13 protein-coding genes are annotated in these 17,229 nt (G+C 59.8%); 6 read left to right on the top strand and 7 right to left on the bottom strand.

The window, feature by feature from the left end; translation table 11 throughout:
• Nucleotides 1–5: 5 nt before the first annotated feature.
• Both MWN76_RS10030 and MWN76_RS10025 read right to left on the bottom strand, forming a co-directional pair.
• Entirely contained in the window at nucleotides 6–521 is a 516-nt protein-coding gene (locus MWN76_RS10030; protein ID WP_250461271.1) for a hypothetical protein, read from the bottom strand.
• A gap of 26 nt (nucleotides 522–547) precedes the next feature.
• Nucleotides 548–1,078 carry a hypothetical protein gene (locus MWN76_RS10025; RefSeq protein ID WP_250461270.1) on the bottom strand — a complete coding sequence of 177 codons (531 nt, stop codon included), beginning with the start codon at nucleotides 1,076–1,078 and terminating at the stop codon, nucleotides 548–550.
• A 267-nt stretch (nucleotides 1,079–1,345) separates the two neighbouring features.
• On the opposite strand from MWN76_RS10025, the gene MWN76_RS10020 reads away from it, so the two are divergent.
• The 5 genes from MWN76_RS10020 (at nucleotide 1,346) to MWN76_RS10000 (ending at nucleotide 7,807) form a co-directional block, all read left to right on the top strand.
• Complete coding sequence (locus MWN76_RS10020; RefSeq protein ID WP_250461269.1) at nucleotides 1,346–1,936, top strand: OmpA family protein; 591 nt, start codon at nucleotides 1,346–1,348, stop codon at nucleotides 1,934–1,936.
• A 166-nt stretch (nucleotides 1,937–2,102) separates the two neighbouring features.
• A complete protein-coding gene (locus tag MWN76_RS10015) occupies nucleotides 2,103–2,678 on the top strand; it encodes a YciI family protein (RefSeq protein WP_250461268.1) in 576 nt (191 codons plus the stop codon).
• Nucleotides 2,679–2,771: 93 nt separating this feature from the next.
• Nucleotides 2,772–3,176 carry a VOC family protein gene (locus MWN76_RS10010; protein WP_250461267.1) on the top strand — a complete coding sequence of 135 codons (405 nt, stop codon included), beginning with the start codon at nucleotides 2,772–2,774 and terminating at the stop codon, nucleotides 3,174–3,176.
• Nucleotides 3,177–3,284: 108 nt separating this feature from the next.
• Nucleotides 3,285–4,535 (top strand): RNA polymerase sigma factor, encoded by a 1,251-nt coding sequence (locus MWN76_RS10005; RefSeq protein WP_250461266.1) that lies wholly within the window; start codon nucleotides 3,285–3,287, stop codon nucleotides 4,533–4,535.
• A gap of 344 nt (nucleotides 4,536–4,879) precedes the next feature.
• Nucleotides 4,880–7,807 (top strand): TonB-dependent receptor domain-containing protein, encoded by a 2,928-nt coding sequence (locus MWN76_RS10000; protein ID WP_250461265.1) that lies wholly within the window; start codon nucleotides 4,880–4,882, stop codon nucleotides 7,805–7,807.
• A gap of 90 nt (nucleotides 7,808–7,897) precedes the next feature.
• Here MWN76_RS10000 and MWN76_RS09995 read toward each other — a convergent pair whose 3' ends face one another.
• The 5 genes from MWN76_RS09995 to MWN76_RS09975 form a co-directional block, all read right to left on the bottom strand.
• Nucleotides 7,898–9,892, bottom strand: a complete 1,995-nt coding sequence (locus MWN76_RS09995; protein ID WP_250461264.1) for an OPT family oligopeptide transporter — start codon at nucleotides 9,890–9,892, stop codon at nucleotides 7,898–7,900.
• Nucleotides 9,893–10,109: 217 nt separating this feature from the next.
• Entirely contained in the window at nucleotides 10,110–10,949 is an 840-nt protein-coding gene (gene metF / locus MWN76_RS09990) for a methylenetetrahydrofolate reductase [NAD(P)H] (RefSeq protein WP_250461402.1), read from the bottom strand.
• Between the two features lie 102 nt (nucleotides 10,950–11,051).
• Nucleotides 11,052–12,428: an adenosylhomocysteinase gene (gene ahcY, locus MWN76_RS09985; protein WP_425606611.1), complete on the bottom strand. Its 1,377-nt coding sequence runs from the start codon at nucleotides 12,426–12,428 to the stop codon at nucleotides 11,052–11,054.
• Nucleotides 12,429–12,582: 154 nt separating this feature from the next.
• Nucleotides 12,583–13,803: a methionine adenosyltransferase gene (gene metK, locus MWN76_RS09980; RefSeq protein ID WP_250461262.1), complete on the bottom strand. Its 1,221-nt coding sequence runs from the start codon at nucleotides 13,801–13,803 to the stop codon at nucleotides 12,583–12,585.
• A 131-nt stretch (nucleotides 13,804–13,934) separates the two neighbouring features.
• Nucleotides 13,935–14,900, bottom strand: a complete 966-nt coding sequence (locus tag MWN76_RS09975) for a metalloregulator ArsR/SmtB family transcription factor (protein ID WP_250461261.1) — start codon at nucleotides 14,898–14,900, stop codon at nucleotides 13,935–13,937.
• Nucleotides 14,901–15,152: 252 nt separating this feature from the next.
• On the opposite strand from MWN76_RS09975, the gene tkt reads away from it, so the two are divergent.
• A complete protein-coding gene (gene tkt, locus MWN76_RS09970) occupies nucleotides 15,153–17,156 on the top strand; it encodes a transketolase (RefSeq protein ID WP_250461260.1) in 2,004 nt (667 codons plus the stop codon).
• The last annotated feature ends 73 nt before the right edge of the window (nucleotides 17,157–17,229 follow it).

Below are 17,229 nucleotides of genomic sequence, written 5' to 3'. Positions count from 1 at the left end.
CACCCCTATAGCAGGTTGGTCATGGTCAGTGTTGTAGGGCCGCCGACACTGGTTACCCCTTCCGGGCTGCTACAGCCATCGAAATCGGTCTGCAGCAGTGTCAGGGTCCTGACCAGTGTTGCGCCGATGAACCTGCCGGATATGATTTCCGACTCTTCAATGACGATGACCTGTCCGAGTGGTCGTTGAACCACGATATTGTTTGCCTGCGCACTGCTGGTGGTACCGTCGCTCCAGACGACATTGGTAGTCACGAACGGCGTGCCGCCGTCGCAGCCGAGATTGCCGGAGCCTGAGGTTGTGATTGTCGCGTTTGAAATACCCAGTGGTAGTCCCACACAAGCACTGAGTAATGAAGTGGACTCCAGGGTTGTCGGCTTTGGGGTATTGGTGATACCGGGCGTGTAGTGGGTAATCGTCGACCCGAGTGGACACGTCAATGTCGCTATCTGGGCGGAGGCGTGCCCGGAACCGATCATCTGCAGTGCGATTGCCAGTAACGCTATTGCTGTTGCTTTCATTTTTGCTTTCCTTTTTTGTCGGCTGCTCAAAGCAGCGAGGTCACGGTCATGGTGATCGGTCCCGCGGCACTGGTGACGCCTTCCGGTGTGCTGCAGCCGGCCAGGTCTGTCTGCAGTAGCGTTACGGTTCTGATCAGCGTGGCCCCGACAAAGCGGCCGGAAACGATCTCCGCCTCGCTGACCAGGATGATCTGCCCGGCGGGTCTCTGCGTGATGGCATTCACCACCTCGGCGGTGCTGGTGGTCTGGTCTCCCCAGAGAATATCGAGGGTGATGTCCGCATCACTGCTTTCGCAGCCGATATTGCCGGAACCGCTGACACTGATCTGTGCGTTGGAGATTCCCAGTGGCACCCCGACACAGGCGGTCAGCTGTTCGGTGCCCGTGATGGTGGTGGGCTTGGGTGTGTTCGTGATGCCCGGGGAGTAGTGCACTATTTCGGTGCCGACACTGCAGTTCAGTGTGACGGTCTCGGCCTGTGCCGGGGCCCCTGCCGCGATGGAGAAGATCAGTGCGAGCGGGGCGAGCAGGCGCTTGAGGAAGGTTGTCGCGTTCATGGTCTGGTCCATTGTTTGTCGGGAAATGGCTGGTGGTGGATGACAAAAGGCGAGGTCGCAGCGGGACGGTAACACCGAAACAGGATGCCGCTGGCGCACGCTTGCCGCGGGGTGTGGGGATTTGCTTAGGGGTAAGCGGAATCGCAGCGGCTATCGGGCTGGAAGTGCCCCCTGGGATATTTGCCCTGACTCCGCGGTATTGATTGGTCGATGGCTTGCGCGACACTAGAATGCGGGCGACGTCGGTCAATCCGGGAGTGCCTGCGAATGTTGAGGCCGTGCCCTCTATCCGTGTCGATACCGTCGGCCTGCCTGTTATGCAGTGTGTTGGCCCTGGGCGGTTGCTACGACCCGCATAAGAAATACACCCTGGATCCACTGGCGGAAGTGGTAACCGGCGACGGCGAGAAAGCCGCTCGCGACGCCGCCCCCTTTGCCGACGAAATGGTGCGCTACCTGCGCGGCAAACCGCGCGACAGTAACACCGGCGCCGGTTTTATTCTGCAGGTGGAATTCGAGCCGGGTGGTTTTGCGCCGCGTATGGATACCCTGTCGGATATAGAGGCGCTGCTGGTGATCATGCGCGACTTCCCGGGCCTGAAGGTTGCCATCGAGGGTCATACCGACAACGCCGGCGAGTCGGAGAAAAACCTGAAATTGTCCCAGTGGCGCGCCGACTGGGTGCGCCGCTTCCTTATCGAGCGCGGTATCGACGGCGAGCGCATCACCGCCGAGGGGTTCGGCGACACCCGGCCAATCGCCGACAACAGCACGGCCGCCGGGAAACGGGAAAACCGCCGGCTGGTGATTCGCGTGCTGAATTTCGAATACCAGACGATGAAGATCAAATACCAATAATCCACGAGATTTGGATTAACGAGGCAATCAGGTCTTTCTGGTTGATAGCCTGTGGTGACGGGATTGTCCTTCCCGGATACCTGTTTCTGATATTTTTCCCTGCCACTGTCGATTTCATTCCCCGCAGCCCGACCAATCAGTGATACACAGCTAAAACGGGGGCGCGATGATCTACCTCTGCCTGGTTTATCCGCTACCATCGACCGCTATCCAGCCGTCATTGCCGCCGGCACTGCAATCTGTGGTGCTGATTAGCGCGCGCGACCTGAATCGGGCGATACAGTGGCTTTCCGGAGAACTGCTGTGTGACGGAGCGGCGGTGACTCTGCGCCGCCTGCACAAAGTGGTGGATAAAGTGGTGGATATTGATGCCAACGCAACCAATGGAGAGCGCGCGATGAAATACCTTTGTCTGGTATACGGCGATGAACTGATACGGCACTCCCAGCCTGATAACCCCAAGGACAGCGAGTGCCGGGCCTACACCGAATCTGTGGCGGAGACCGGGCGCATGCTGGCGGCGGAAGCGCTGGAGTCGGTGGACACGGCCACGACTGTGCGCATGCGCGGCGGCCAAGTGTCGATCACCGACGGCCCTTTCGCCGAGACCAAGGAACAGCTTGCCGGCTTTTATCTGGTGGATGCGCAGAACCTGGACGAGGCGCTGGAGATTGCCGCCGCTATTCCCGCCGCCCGGATTGGCAGTATTGAAGTACGGCCGGTGCGCCAGCTACAGGTTTAGGAGGTGGCCTTTGCACACTGCCTGCTGCGCCGCGGCGGCAGGCCCACGGACGGCGACGATCGATAAACGTTAAGACAGAAAAGTGAGAGACGAATGAAATTTTCCCCCTACCTCAACTTCGATGGCCACTGCAAAGAAGCCTTTGAGTTTTACGCCGAAGTACTGGATGGCGAAATTGTGTTTATGTCCACCTTCGAAGAGGCCCCGGAAGATGTCGATGTTTCGCCCGGTTTCAGGGACAAGATCATGCACGCGCAGCTCAAAGTTGGTGACCAGATCATCATGGCCTCGGACGCGGCGCCGCAGAACTACGATATCCCCCAGGGCATCAACATCACCATCGGTGTGGATACGCCGGAGGAGGCCGAACGCATGTACGAGGCGCTGTCGGAAGGCGGCTCGGTCCGGATGCCGATGGAGGAAACCTTCTGGGCACAACGCTTCGCAGTATTCAGTGATCGCTTTGGTATTCCGTGGATGGTCAATTGCGACAAGTGATTGCCGAATAGATTCGGATTGCCTCTTTGCGCTGTCTTTCCCTGTATTCCCACGCCAATCGGTGTTTGAATTGCCATATTGGCTGATTGGGGACTGCGAGACCGGGAAATGGCAGAACTGAACCGTGAAACCGTACGGTGGCGGCTTGAGGAAATCTATCGCGACGAATCACGCCGCGTGCTGGCGACACTGATCCGCCTGCTGGGGGATTTTGAGCTGGCAGAGGAGGCGCTGCACGAGGCCTTTGCCGCGGCATTGAAGCAGTGGCCCGAAGACGGGATTCCCGAAAGCCCCCGCGCCTGGTTGGTTTCAACCGGCCGATTCAAGGCCATTGATGTAGTGCGCCGGCGCAATCGCCACGAGTCCGCCGTCGATGAAATCGCGCGCGGCCTGGACGAGGGCGCCGGCGATCCTGCCGATTGGGCCGACGATCGCGTCGGCGACGATCATCTGCGGCTGATTTTCACCTGCTGTCACCCGGCACTGTCGATGGACGCGCGAGTGGCGCTGACGTTGCGGGAGGTCTGCGGCCTCACCACGGAGGAAATCGCCAGCGCCTTCCTGAGCAGCAACGCCACCCTGGCCCAGCGCATCGTGCGGGCAAAAAAGAAAATCCGCAGTGCCGGTATTCCCTACCAGATCCCGGGGCGGAACGACCTGCAGGAGCGTCTGGACGGCGTACTGAAGGTGATCTACCTGGTGTTCAATGAAGGCTACTCGGCATCCAGTGGCGAGTCGCTGCTGCGCGCTGACCTGAGCCGCGAGGCGATCCGCCTGGGTCGGCTGCTCAACCAACTGCTGCCAGATCCGGAAGTACAGGGACTGCTGGCGCTGATGCTGCTCAACGAATCCCGCCGCGACGCTCGTACTGACAGTGCCGGTGACATAGTTCTACTGGAAGATCAGGATCGTAATCGATGGGATCGGCGGATGATCACGGAAGGTATCGAGTTGGTGGAGACCGCACTACGATCCGGACGTTTTGGTTCCTATGCACTACAGGCGGCTATCAACGCTATCCATGCCGAGGCCCCCAGTGCTGATGAAACGGATTGGGCGGAGATCGTTGCCCTTTATGATGTGTTGCAGCGTCTGGCATCGTCTCCTGTGGTGGCCCTAAACCGTGCCGTGGCGGTGGCGATGCGGGATGGGCCGGAAATAGGACTGGAGTTGGTGGAGAAGCTATCCGAGGAAGGAGGTTTGGATAACTACCATTTATTTTTCGCAGTCAAAGCCAATTTCTATCGACAATTGGGGAGATGGGAAGAAGCCAGGGGATCTTACGCCAAGGCATTGTCTCTTGCGCAGCAGGAACCCGAGAGGCGTTTTTTACGACTGAAAATTCAGTCACTTGGTTAGCTGACCCACTCAGTGGATTGATCCCGTCGAAATTGCCTTTAAGTTAGCCATAATGCTCATTCTATGAACTTTTTTGGTTTGAGTATCACTCTTTTTTACTCAAAATATTTCGAACATGTAACATATCTTTTCAGATTCGTAATAGGCGTAATACATTTGTCGCACGTATCAACATAAGAATGATAAATATTTCGTTTTTTGTGAGTTATCTATAAATGCTCGAGTGACAGTTTAATCCTCGGTATGATCAATTCGAGGTATACCGAAACCCTGCATTAGTGTACATCTACGTGGGGTATTGTTAGTTAAAACTTAAAAACAACAATAAATACTTGGAGGGTTAAATGAAGCCTGATTTCAAAAGGAATTTCCTGAGCGCGACAATTATCTTAGCCACAGCTGGTGCTTCAGTCTCTTTTGCGCAGGAAAATGGCAAAACTAGTCAACCTGTAATGAAAGACGATCAACTTGTTGAGGAGGTTGTCGTTACCGGGTCGCGTATCAAACGTACAAACCTGGAAACTGCTAGTCCGATTACTTCTGTGAGTATCGAAGATATCGAGATGAGTGGAAGCATCAGCTTGGGGGACTATCTGAACCAGTTGCCCGCGCTGCGTTCCACTTTTTCCAATAGTAATGCAGGTCGATTTATCGGTACAACTGGTCTGAATCTGTTGGATCTGCGCGGAATGGGGACTGACCGCACTCTGGTGCTTCAGGATGGGCGTCGCCATGTCGGTTCATCTGTGGGCACTTCTGCAGTAGATATAAATACTATCCCGGAAGATCTACTGTTGCGTGTGGACACGGTAACTGGTGGCCAATCAGCCATTTACGGTGCCGATGCTGTTACCGGTGTCATCAATTTCGTAACTCGTGACGACTTTGAGGGTGTCAAAGTCAACCTGCATCATATGCAGCCCGAACTCGATGGTGGCGAGGCGAGCGAGTTCAGTGTGACCTGGGGTAGTAATTTTTCCGAGGGGCGCGGCAACGTTGCGGTAAGTTTTCAACATTCCGAGACTGCGCAAGTATTCGGGAAGGACCGGCCGTGGGTGGCTAGCCAGCCCGGCTATCAGAATAATCCTGAAGGAGCCGGGGACAACGGTATTCCCGATGAAGTTCTGGTATTCAACACCACTAACAATCTGTTGAGTGAAAACGGGGTTATTTGGGGGCCGCATCCGCTATCCACTATTTATGGATACTCAGAAGAGGATTTTGCCGGCCTGGGAAGTCTCGCCGGGGGACCCTACACGTTTACTGACGATGGTCAGCTGGTAGCCTTCAATCCCGGTGAATACCCCCCCGGAGAAACCACATCCGTGGGTGGCGATGGTCTGAATTTTATCCGCTCTACCCAGTTGTATCCGGAGCTGGAGTCACAAAACTTCTTTACAAAGGCTCATTACGACCTGACTGATAGTACTCGACTGTTCGCCGAAGCAAAATACAGTCGAAATCATGCGCAGAGTTATGGTCAACCTTCCTTCGACTACTTTGGAGATCTGGTGTTGTCCGCGGACAATGCTTTCTTGCCATCTGAATTGAAGCAGGAGCTGGATGCAGCTGAAATGGACAGTTTCTGGTATCACCGCTTCCATTCGGATCTGGGTATGCGTGGCGATGATGCCGAACGCGAAGTGCAACGTTATGTACTGGGTGTGGAAGGCGACCTGGACACAAATTGGACCTATGAGGTCTCTGCTGTCTACGGTCAGTACGACGCAGAGGTGGACTACACCAATAATCGTCATAATGCCCGATTCTTCCAGGCCATCGATGCGGTAGTGGATCCGGAAAGTGGTGAAATTGTCTGTCGCAGCGAAAGTGCCCGCGCCAATGGCTGTCAACCTATCAACCTGTTTGGTTTTGGTCTCAACAGTCAGGAAGCCATTGATTATTTCATGCTGCAGGACACTGGCTCCACGGAGAAAATGACTCAGACAGTGTTTGCTGCCAACGTTACCGGCGACCTGTTTGAGCTGCCGTCAGGTGCCCTGGCTACCGCCTTTGGTATTGAGTACCGTGAGGAGACTTCCGAAGTCGACTACGATCAGGTTATCAAGGATGGTGAGACTTTCATGAATGCGCTCGCCCCGACATCCGGCGAATACGATGTGAGCGAAGCCTACGCCGAATTTTCAGCGCCTCTGGTTGATGGGATTCCAGCGGTGGAGAGCTTGATCCTCGGTGGCTCGGCGCGTATCTCCGATTACAGTTCTGTGGGTAACACCACCACTTGGGGAGCGTCTCTCGACTGGGCTGTCACCGAGGATGTTCGCGTTCGTGCAACTAGTTCCGAGGCAGTGCGTGCCCCTAATATCGATGAACTTTACGCTCCTCTGGGTGAAAATTTCTTCGATTGGGAAGACCCCTGCAGTTACGACAAGATTGACGATGCTCCCGATCCCGCTCAGCGAGCAGCACGCTGCGCCGAACTTGGGGTACCGGAGGGTTTCAACTCGGTTAACGACGCTTCTTATATCGGTGGCCTCAGTGGCGGCAACCCAGAGCTGAAAGAGGAAACTGCGGAAACTATCACCTATGGTCTCGCTATCACACCCCGCTTTGCCCCGGGTCTGTCGATCAGCATTGACTATTGGGATATGGATATCACCGATTCTATTTCTGGCGTACCGGCCCAGGAGATTTTGGAGCGCTGTGTTGACAGTGCCAGTATTGACAATGTTTATTGTCCGCTGGTGCCGCGGGACTCCACGGGTGAAGTGACATCTCTGACTTCCACCCTGTTCAATATCGCCAGCCTCACCGCTCGCGGCATTGACTACCAAGTGGATTACAGCTTCGATCTGGCGGATATCATGCCTTCTGAATCAAACTGGGGGTCGCTGGATTTCAGTTTGGTTGGTACACAGCTGCTGGAACGCAATGACTATCCGTTCCAGGATAACCCGGATGATCCGGATGAGATCCGCGGAGAGTTGGGCGATCCGGTTCGCAGCTACACTACAAACCTGACGTATCACCGAGGTGATCTGCAGATCAACTGGCGTAGCCGTTATATTGACGATATGTTGTTGATTGAAAATGATGAGCGTATCGATCTACAGGCCCCCTACAAGACTCCGAGTATCCGTTACCACGACCTGCAGGGGCGTTACAATTTCGCGGAGCTTGAAGTCTACGGTGGCATCAATAACATCGATGATGTGGAGCCGCCGGTAGGTCTTTCCGGTACTACTAGTGGTTCGGGTATCTACAATACCCTGGGCCGCAGCTTCTATCTCGGGATTAACTATTCCCTGTAAGTAGCGATTCTGAGCCCTATAAAACCCGCCGCAACCGGCGGGTTTTTTCGCAATTTGCCCGGGCGAGGGTAGTTTCTGCTGATGAATACGTCAGCCTTTTTTAAGCAAGTAAAAGAAACACATCGCCAATCCCAGCAGTCCCAACCACGGTGAGATCGCCAGTTCTTTCAGGAACGGCACCTGCCCTGGCAGCGTCACCGCCAATACCGCCACCAGCACGCCCATCAATGCCTCGCCGGTAATCAACCCGGATGCCAGCAGTAGTCCGTTCCCCTCGCTGTCGCCAGCACGATGTTTGCGCTGCCAGTGCGCCAGCAGGCCGCCGAGAAAAATCGGCACCGACAGGCCCAGCGGCAGGTAGACACCCACGGCGACCGCCAGTACCGGGAAGCGGAAATCCGAGCCGCGGTTTTTCTGGACCTGGTCCAGCACGATCAATATCGCCGCCAGCCCGAAACCGATAAAGATATAGGCCCACTCGATACCGGCGCCGAAGATGCCGGTGGACAGGTCGCGCATCAGGTTTGCCTGTGGCGCGGACAGCGGTGTCGCTCCCGGGTTCAGTGGACTGACGCGGCCGATGCCGTAGCCCTGGTCGAGTATCGACAGCACCAGCGGGATGGCGCCGGCGGCGGCCACCACACCGACCATCTGGAACAGCTGCTGGCGCCAGGGCGTGGCGCCGACGATATGGCCGCACTTCAGGTCCTGCATATTGTCGCCGGCGATGGCCGCGGCGGAGCAGATCATGCCGGCCAGGTACATGACTGCGATGGGGCCGAGTTTCGCGCCCATGCCCTGGTTGCCCATCAACTGCAGCAGGATCAGCGCCGAGACGATGACCGTGGCAATGGTGACGCCACTGATGGGATTGTTGCTGGAGCCCACCAGGCCGGCCATGTAACCGGCCACCGAGGCGAATACAAAGCCGAGCAGCAGCATCAGGGCGGACATGATGGCCGCGATCCAGGCGCGCTCCGGATAGCCGTCCAGCGCGTGCAGGAAAATAAAATAGAGCGGCACGGAAGACAGCAGCACCAGCAGGCCCACGTACGGAATCGGGGTATCCTGTTCCGTGCGCAGGGCGGTGGTGCCGTGGGTTTTCGACTGCCGGTGCGCGTGCAGTGACGCACGCACGCCCACCGCCAATGGCCGCGCCAGTGTGAATAGCGACCAGACGCCGCCCACCATCATGGCGCCGACCCCGATGCGGCGGCACTGCTGCCAGGAGGTGTTGGCCAGGTCCTGCCAATCCTGTCCGCTCCAGTTTTCCATTGCGCCACTGACGCCGGCAATGCCCATCAGTTCTTCGCGATTCAGCAGCCAGTTGAGCGGCACGCCGATCAGGGTGCCGATGGCGCCGCCGATAAACACCAGCGAGGCAATATTGCGGCCGACGATATAGCCCACGCCGAGCAGCGCCGGGCTCAGGGTGATATTGCCGGTAAACAGCCAGTTGCCGCCCAGCCAGCTGCGCGTCGCGGCGACACCGCCGGCCAGCAGGCCCACGCCGGATTCCAGCAGCTTGATCAGCCCGCCCAGGCCGGCGGCGCTCAACAGTACACGGAAACTGCGTTGGGCCTCCTCATCGTGACGGTACTCGGGGTGATCCTTGTCGGTTTCGATACCACCGGTTTTCAGTACCTGCGCGGTAGCGACACCCTCGGGGAATGCCAGCTGGGTTTCCACAATCAGCGCGCGCCGCAGCGGAATGGTAAAGGCGACACCGAGAATGCCGCCGAGCACACCGATCAATGCCATGGTGCCCCAGTGGTAGCCGTCCCAGGCGCCCATGATCACCAGTGCCGGTAGCGTAAAGATAATCCCAGCGGCAAGGGATTCCCCCGCCGAGGCGGCGGTCTGCACCATATTGTTTTCCAGGATGGTGGAACGGCGGAACAGCCGCAGTATGCCCATCGAGGCCGCGGCGGCGGGAATGGAGGCGGAGACGGTCAGGCCCACCAGCAGGCCGATATAGGCGTTGGCGGCGGCCAGCACCGCCGACAGGATAGCGCCGAGAATCAGCGCTTTCAGTGTGAGTTCGCGCAGGTTGCGCTCGGGGGCGACGAGAGGTGTATCGGCCATGGGCAAATCCCCGGTTGTTATCGGCTTCCACTCTTATAGCAGATGGAATTCCGGGAAGGATTCGCAGATAGTCCGTTTGCACCGATTTCAGACCGTGGGTGGGAGGAGCCGTAGTCCGGATGGAGCGAAGCGGAATCCGGGAGAAAGCGGCCCGGGAAAGGGCTCCCGGATTCCAGCGCTGCGCGCCTGCATCCGGGCGACACGAGACAGCGGCCTATCAGTTTTCAGGGATATCCAGTGCGCGCAGGATATCCGCGTTGGGGCTCACCTGGTTCATGGTGTAGAAATGCAGCCCCGGTGCGCCGCCCTCGATCAGGGTTTCGCACAGGTCTGTGACCACTTCCAGCCCCAGCTTTTTGATATCTTCCGGATCGCGGAAGCTCTCCATCCGCTGGCGCAGCCAGCGCGGGATCTCCGCGCCGCAGTTGCGCGAGAAGCGCGCCAGGTTGGCGAAATTGGTGATCGGCATGATGCCCGGAATAATCGGCGCGTCGATGCCGGCCTTCTGGCACTGGTCGACAAAATAGAAATACGCATCCGGGTTGTAGAAGTACTGGGTCAGTGCGCTGTCGGCGCCGGCCTCGAACTTGACCTTCAGGTAGTGGATGTCGTCGTCGTAGCTCTGCGACTCCGGATGGATTTCCGGATAGGCCGCCACTTCCAGGTGAAAGTGGTCGCCGGTGTGGCGGCGGATAAAGGCCACCAGCTCGTTGGCGTAGACCAGCTGCGCCACGGCGCCCATGCCCGAAGGCATATCACCGCGCAGGGCGACGATACGGTCCACGCCCGCCTCTTTGTAGCGATTCAGCAGGCCCAGTACGATCTCTTCGTTGTCGCCGCCGAAAGACAGGTGCGGCGCGATGGAGATGCCGTCGCCGCGCATATCGGTGACGATATTGGCCGTGGTATCGCGGGTGGTGCCGCCGGCGCCGTAGGTCACGGAGAAAAAGTCCGGGTTGAATGCCTGCAGTGTCTCGCGGGTCTTGTACAGTTTTTCCCGGCCCTCTGGGGTCTTGGGCGGGAAGAACTCGAAGCTGATTCTGGGGGTGTCGGTCATAGTGCTCACTTCCAGTCCCAGGTTCTGGATGCCGGCCTGCGCCGGCATGACGAAATTGGTATCGTCATCCCGGGCTCGACCCGGGATCCAGCTGGGGGTGGTTTAATACTTGTAACTTTCCGGCTTGTAGGGCCCATCCACGGACACGCCGATATAACCGGCCTGCTCGTCGGTCATGCGCGTAATCACGCCGCCGAAGCCCTGTACCATATAGCGCGCCACTTCCTCGTCCAGGTGTTTCGGCAGCACTTTCACGTAGAGTGCGGAAACTTTCTGGTCCGTCGGCAGCTCGGCGAATTTTTCCTGGAACAGGTGGATCTGGGCCAGCACCTGGTTGGCGAAGGAGCCGTCCATGATGCGGCTCGGGTGGCCGGTGGCGTTGCCCAGGTTGACCAGGCGGCCCTCGGACAGCAGCAGCAGGTGATCGTTGTCCGCCGCATTGCGCACGATTTTGTGCACCTGCGGTTTCACTTCTTGCCACTGCCAGTTTTCGCGCATAAAGGCGGTATCGATCTCGTTGTCGAAGTGGCCGATATTGCACACCACGGCGCCGCTCTTCAGCGCTTTCAGCATGGGTGCATCGCAGACGGTGGTGTTGCCGGTGGTGGTGACGATCAGGTCGGTATTGGCCAGCAACTCGCGGTTGACGCCCTCGTCGGTGCCGGTATTGATGCCGTCTTTATACGGCGATACCAGCTCGAAGCCGTCCATGCAGGCCTGCATGGCGCAGATCGGATCCACTTCGGACACCTTGACGATCATGCCCTCTTGACGCAGCGAGGCAGCGGAGCCCTTGCCCACGTCGCCGTAGCCGACTACCAGCGCCTTCTTGCCGGACAGCAGGTGATCGGTACCGCGCTTGATGGCATCGTTGAGGCTGTGGCGGCAGCCGTATTTGTTGTCGTTCTTGCTCTTGGTGACGGCGTCGTTGACGTTGATTGCCGGCACTTTCAGCGTGCCCGCCTTGAGCATGTCCTGCAGGCGGTGTACGCCGGTGGTGGTCTCCTCGGAGATGCCGTGGCAGTTGTCGAGGATCTCCGGGTATTTGCGGTGCAGCAGTTCGGTCAGGTCGCCGCCGTCGTCGAGGATCAGGTTCGGCTGCCAGCCGGCCACGTCCGCGCCCACGGTGCGCTCCAGGCACCACTCGTATTCTTCCTCGGTTTCGCCCTTCCAGGCGAATACCGGCACACCGCTGGCGGCGATGGCCGCGGCGGCGTGATCCTGGGTGGAGAAAATATTGCACGAGGACCAGCGCACTTCGGCGCCCAGTGCCACCAGTGTCTCGATCAGCACGGCGGTCTGGATGGTCATATGGATACAGCCCATGATGCGCGCGTCTTTCAGCGGCTGTTCCGCGCGGTATTTTTCCCGCAGGGTCATCAGCGCCGGCATCTCGCCCTCGGCGATCTCGATTTCGCGGCGGCCCCAGTCGGCCAGGCCGATATCGGCCACTTTGAAGTCTTTGAATTCGGTGCTCATCTGGTTCATCGTTTTACCCAATTAGTCGGATCTATCGGTGCGCACGGCGCACCCTACATGTTTTTCCTGTAGGAGCCTGCCCTGCAGGCTCCTACAGCACAATCTTGCGAGTCCCGAGTCCCGAGTCCCGAGTCCCGAGTCCCGAGTCCCGAAATCACAGTCCCGCGTGCGACCGCAGGATTTCCGCCTTGTCGGTTTTCTCCCACGGAAACGCGGTAAAGGTCTCGGTCTGTGTCTCGCCGTTGCTGTCGGTCCACTCGTAACTGTGCTCGAACGGCTCGCGGCCGAAGTGGCCGTAGGCGGCGGTGAGCTGGTACATCGGGTGCAGCAGGTCCAGCGCCCTGGAAATGGCGTAGGGGCGCAGGTCGAAGTGCTCGCGCACCAGCTCGGTCAGTTTCTCCTCGCTCACCACGCCGGTGCCGAAGGTATTGATGGACACCGAGGTCGGCTCGGCCACGCCGATGGCGTAGGACACCTGGATCTCGCAGCGGCTGGCGAGACCGGCGGCGACGATGTTCTTCGCCACATAGCGGCCGGCATAGGCGGCGGAGCGGTCCACCTTGGACGGGTCCTTGCCGGAGAAGGCGCCGCCGCCGTGGCGGGCGGAGCCGCCGTAGGTGTCGACGATGATCTTGCGCCCGGTGAGGCCGCAATCGCCGACCGGGCCGCCGATCACGAACTTGCCGGTGGGGTTGATATGGTACTGGGTGCCTTCGTGCAGCAGCTCCGCCGGCAGCACATGGTGCACGATCAGCTCCAGCACCGCCTCGCGCAGGTCCTCCTGGCTGACTTCCGGATTGTGCTGGGTGGACAACACCACGGCGTCGATGGCGCAGGGCTTGCCGTCGTCATCGTAGCGGAAGGTTACCTGGCTCTTGGCGTCCGGGCGCAGCCACGGCAGCAGGCCGGATTTGCGCGCCTCCGCCTGGCGCTCCACCAGGCGGTGCGCGTAGTAGACCGGTGCGGGCATAAAGGCCGGGGTCTCGTCGGTGGCATAGCCGAACATCAGGCCCTGGTCGCCGGCGCCCTGGTCTTCCGGCTTGCTGCGGTCGACACCCTGGGCGATATCCATGGACTGCTTGCCGATCACATTGATCACGCCGCAGGTCTCGCCGTCGTAGCCGACATCGGAGGAGGTGTAGCCGATATCCAGGATCACCTTGCGCACCAGGTCTTCCAGGTCCACCCAGGCGCTGGTGGAGATCTCGCCGGCAATCACGGCGATACCGGTTTTCACCAGGGTCTCGCAGGCCACCCGCGCCTGCTTGTCGCGCGCCAGCAGCGCGTCCAGGACGGCATCGGAAATCTGGTCGGCGATCTTGTCCGGGTGTCCTTCGGAGACGGACTCCGAGGTAAACAGTCTGTATTCACTCATATGATCTCTCCATTAATGACGCCGCAGGCGCTCCATTGTGAGGTCGCTTTAAGCGGTTCGATCGATTCCACTTCTTCCGGTGCGCACGGCGCACCCTACTCGCACACCTGTAGGGTGCGCCGTGCGCACCGTTAGGGTTTGATAAATTCCCGAATCTGGATCTGAAACCCATTGCGCAGTGCACTGTACACACTGCGCCCGTTCGCAAGCCCGGCCTCCTCGGCCCAGCCGCTCAGCTGCTCCGGCGCAAAGCCCAGCCACAGGTCACCGCAGGCCTCGCGCGCCCAGTCCTGGCGGTGATCCTGCAGCTCCGCCACCAGTAGTTGGCCACCGCTTTTCAGCGCCTGTTCCAGGTCGCGGAAAATCTGTGCCGGCTCCGGGGTGTGGTGCAGCACCATATTGACGACGATGCTGTCGGCGCTGTCCGGCCGCGCCGCCGCTTCGCGGGTATCGCCGTGGATAAACTCGATATTGCCCAGCCGCTTGTCCCCGGCAAACTGTTGCGCGCGCTCCAGCATGGTGTGGGACAGGTCCAGTGCCGCAATGCGCTCGAAGCGCATCGCCAGCTCGGCCAGGAACTCGCCCTCACCGGGGCCCACTTCCATTGCCGCCGCACCGGGTTTCAGCAGCTGTGCCACCTGCGGGCCGTAGACCTCGTAGCCGGCGATCAGCTCCTGCTGCTCGCGGAAGCGGTTGCCGTAGTCGGCGAAGAAACGCCGCGATGCCTCGGCGCGTTCCGCCGCCACCCGCTCCACGGCGGCCGTGCGCTCGGGGGGCAGCGGCAACTGGTCGAGGCTGGCGAACAGCGGTTGCAGGCCGTCGTCGTGACCGCTGCGTCGGTAAAACAGGTTGTTGCCCTCGCGGCGCCTGCTCACCAGCTCCGCCTGGGCCAGCACCTTCAGGTGGTGCGACAGCGCCGGCTGGCGCAGGTCGAAGATGCGGCACAGCTCCAGCACGCTGTAGGAGTCCTGGCTCAGCAGGCGCAAAATCTCCAGGCGCAGCGGATCGCCGGCCGCTTTCAGGCGTGCGGCCAGTAGCGCAATCGCGTCGCCATCCTGGCGATCGGCAGTATCCGTGGAGGGCTGGAAGGGAAGCATGGCGGGGAGTTTAGCAGTGCCATTACTCTATATCAAAGTTTTTTGATATAGGTGCATTAATAATTTTTGATGAAGTCCGGCTGTTTTTGGGATCGATGTGGTAGCGTTACCATTTCCGCCGTGTTGTCGGGTCGAATGGCCCGCCGCCTTTGCGCCCCGCAGCGGATTGCGGGAGAATACGCGTCCTTTTTAGCCGCCGCGGCCCGCGGTGAAAAACCCGGCCCGCAAGAACCGACCAGAGAGCTGAGCCCTATGAGTTCCCAGACCCCTTCCCGCACCGAACTGGCCAATGCCGTTCGCGCCCTGTCCATGGATGCCGTGCAGAAAGCCAACAGCGGCCACCCCGGCGCGCCCATGGGCATGGCGGATATCGCCGAAGTCCTGTGGAACGACTACCTGAAGCACAATCCGGCCAACCCGGACTGGGCGGACCGCGACCGCTTCGTACTGTCGAACGGTCACGGTTCCATGCTGCTCTATTCGCTGCTGCACCTGTCCGGTTACGAGCTGCCGCTGGAAGAGCTGCAGAATTTCCGCCAGCTGCACTCCAAAACCCCCGGCCACCCGGAGTACGGCTATGCGCCGGGTGTCGAGACCACCACCGGCCCGCTGGGCCAGGGCGTCACCAACGCAGTGGGCATGGCACTGGCGGAAAAGGTACTGGCGGCACAGTTCAATCGCCCGGGCTACGAACTGGTGGATCACCACACGTACTGCTTCCTGGGTGACGGCTGCCTGATGGAAGGCGTCTCCCACGAGGCCTGCTCCCTGGCCGGCACCCTGGGCCTGGGCAAGCTGGTCGCCTTCTACGACGACAACGGCATTTCCATCGACGGCGAGGTACAGGGCTGGTTCACCGACGATACGCCCAAGCGCTTCGAGGCTTACGGCTGGCACGTGATTGCGAATGTGGACGGCCACGATTCCGCCGCGATCAAGAAGGCCATCGAGGCCGCCCGCGCCGAGACCGACAGGCCCACCATCATCTGCTGCAAGACCGTGATCGGCTTCGGCTCGCCGAACAAACAGGGCCGCGAGGAATGCCACGGTGCGGCGCTGGGCGAGGAAGAGGTTGCACTGGTGCGCGAGACCATCAACTGGCCCCACGCGCCCTTCGAAATTCCGGCGGAAATCTACGAGGGCTGGAATGCGCGCGGCAAGGGCGAGGCGCAGGAAGAGGAGTGGCAGGATATCTTCGCCGACTACCGCGAGGCGTTCCCGGAACTGGCAGACGAGTTCGAGCGTCGCGCCGGCGACGAACTGCCGGCGGACTTCCTGGTCAAGGCCGACGAGTACATCAGGGAGTGCCAGGAAAAGGCGGAGAAGGTCGCCTCGCGCAAGGCCAGCCAGAATACCCTGAACAACTTCGGCCCGCTGCTGCCGGAATTCCTCGGCGGTTCCGCCGACCTGGCCGGTTCCAACCTCACCATCTGGAATGGTTCCAGGGGCGTGAGTGCGGACGACGCCTCCGGCAACTACATCTACTACGGCGTGCGCGAATTCGGCATGAGCGCGATCATGAACGGCATCGCCCTGCACGGCGGCTTCGTGCCCTACGGCGCCACCTTCCTGATGTTCATGGAATACGCGCGCAACGCCGTGCGCATGGCCTCGCTGATGAAGCAGCGGGTGATCTTCGTCTACACCCACGACTCCATCGGCCTGGGCGAGGACGGCCCCACCCACCAGCCGGTGGAACAGCTGACCGCCCTGCGCGCGACCCCGAACCTGCACACCTGGCGCCCGGCGGACACCACCGAAACCGCGGTCTGCTGGAAAATGGCCATCAGCCGCAAGGACGGCCCCAGCGCGCTGGTCTTCAGCCGCCAGGGTCTGGCACCGCAGCCGCGTGACGCCGCGCAGGTGGCCCATATCGAAAAGGGTGGCTATGTACTGGCGGACTGCGAGGGCGCGCCGGAAGCCATCCTCATCGCCACCGGTTCCGAAGTGGAGCTGGCCATGGCCGCCAGGGCGCAACTGGCCGACAAAAAGATCCGCGTGGTTTCCATGCCCTGCGCCGAGGCGTTTATGGAACAGGACGAGTCCTACCGCGAATCCGTACTGCCTTCCTCTGTACGCGCCCGTGTTGCGGTGGAAGCCGGTCACAGGGATTACTGGTACAAGTTCGTCGGCTTCGACGGCGCCATCGTCGGCATGAGCACCTTCGGTGAATCCGCCCCGGGCGGTGCGCTGATGAAGGAGTTCGGCTTTACCGTCGAGAATGTTGTCGAGACCGTCGAACAGCTGTTGAAGTAATCACCGGCTCCTCTGGATGCCGGCACCCGCCGGCATGACGATTGCAATGTCGTCATCCCGGCGCAGGCCGGGA

This window comes from Microbulbifer litoralis (assembly GCF_023634065.1).
Lineage (GTDB): Bacteria > Pseudomonadota > Gammaproteobacteria > Pseudomonadales > Cellvibrionaceae > Microbulbifer > Microbulbifer litoralis.
This window is presented reverse-complemented; position numbering and strand designations above follow the sequence as displayed.

Excerpts from the sequence above, each read along its gene's own strand:
- metK (WP_250461262.1), bottom strand. The coding sequence starts at position 13,803 with ATGAGTGAATACAGACTGTTTACCTCGGAGTCCGTCTCCGAAGGACAC.
- MWN76_RS10005 (WP_250461266.1), top strand. The coding sequence starts at position 3,285 with ATGGCAGAACTGAACCGTGAAACCGTACGGTGGCGGCTTGAGGAAATC.
- metF (WP_250461402.1), bottom strand. The coding sequence starts at position 10,949 with ATGACCGACACCCCCAGAATCAGCTTCGAGTTCTTCCCGCCCAAGACC.
- tkt (WP_250461260.1), top strand. The coding sequence starts at position 15,153 with ATGAGTTCCCAGACCCCTTCCCGCACCGAACTGGCCAATGCCGTTCGC.
- ahcY (WP_425606611.1), bottom strand. The coding sequence starts at position 12,428 with ATGAGCACCGAATTCAAAGACTTCAAAGTGGCCGATATCGGCCTGGCC.
- MWN76_RS09975 (WP_250461261.1), bottom strand. The coding sequence starts at position 14,900 with ATGCTTCCCTTCCAGCCCTCCACGGATACTGCCGATCGCCAGGATGGC.
- MWN76_RS10010 (WP_250461267.1), top strand. The coding sequence starts at position 2,772 with ATGAAATTTTCCCCCTACCTCAACTTCGATGGCCACTGCAAAGAAGCC.
- MWN76_RS10025 (WP_250461270.1), bottom strand. The coding sequence starts at position 1,078 with ATGAACGCGACAACCTTCCTCAAGCGCCTGCTCGCCCCGCTCGCACTG.
- MWN76_RS10020 (WP_250461269.1), top strand. The coding sequence starts at position 1,346 with ATGTTGAGGCCGTGCCCTCTATCCGTGTCGATACCGTCGGCCTGCCTG.
- MWN76_RS10000 (WP_250461265.1), top strand. The coding sequence starts at position 4,880 with ATGAAGCCTGATTTCAAAAGGAATTTCCTGAGCGCGACAATTATCTTA.
- MWN76_RS10015 (WP_250461268.1), top strand. The coding sequence starts at position 2,103 with ATGATCTACCTCTGCCTGGTTTATCCGCTACCATCGACCGCTATCCAG.
- MWN76_RS09995 (WP_250461264.1), bottom strand. The coding sequence starts at position 9,892 with ATGGCCGATACACCTCTCGTCGCCCCCGAGCGCAACCTGCGCGAACTC.
- MWN76_RS10030 (WP_250461271.1), bottom strand. The coding sequence starts at position 521 with ATGAAAGCAACAGCAATAGCGTTACTGGCAATCGCACTGCAGATGATC.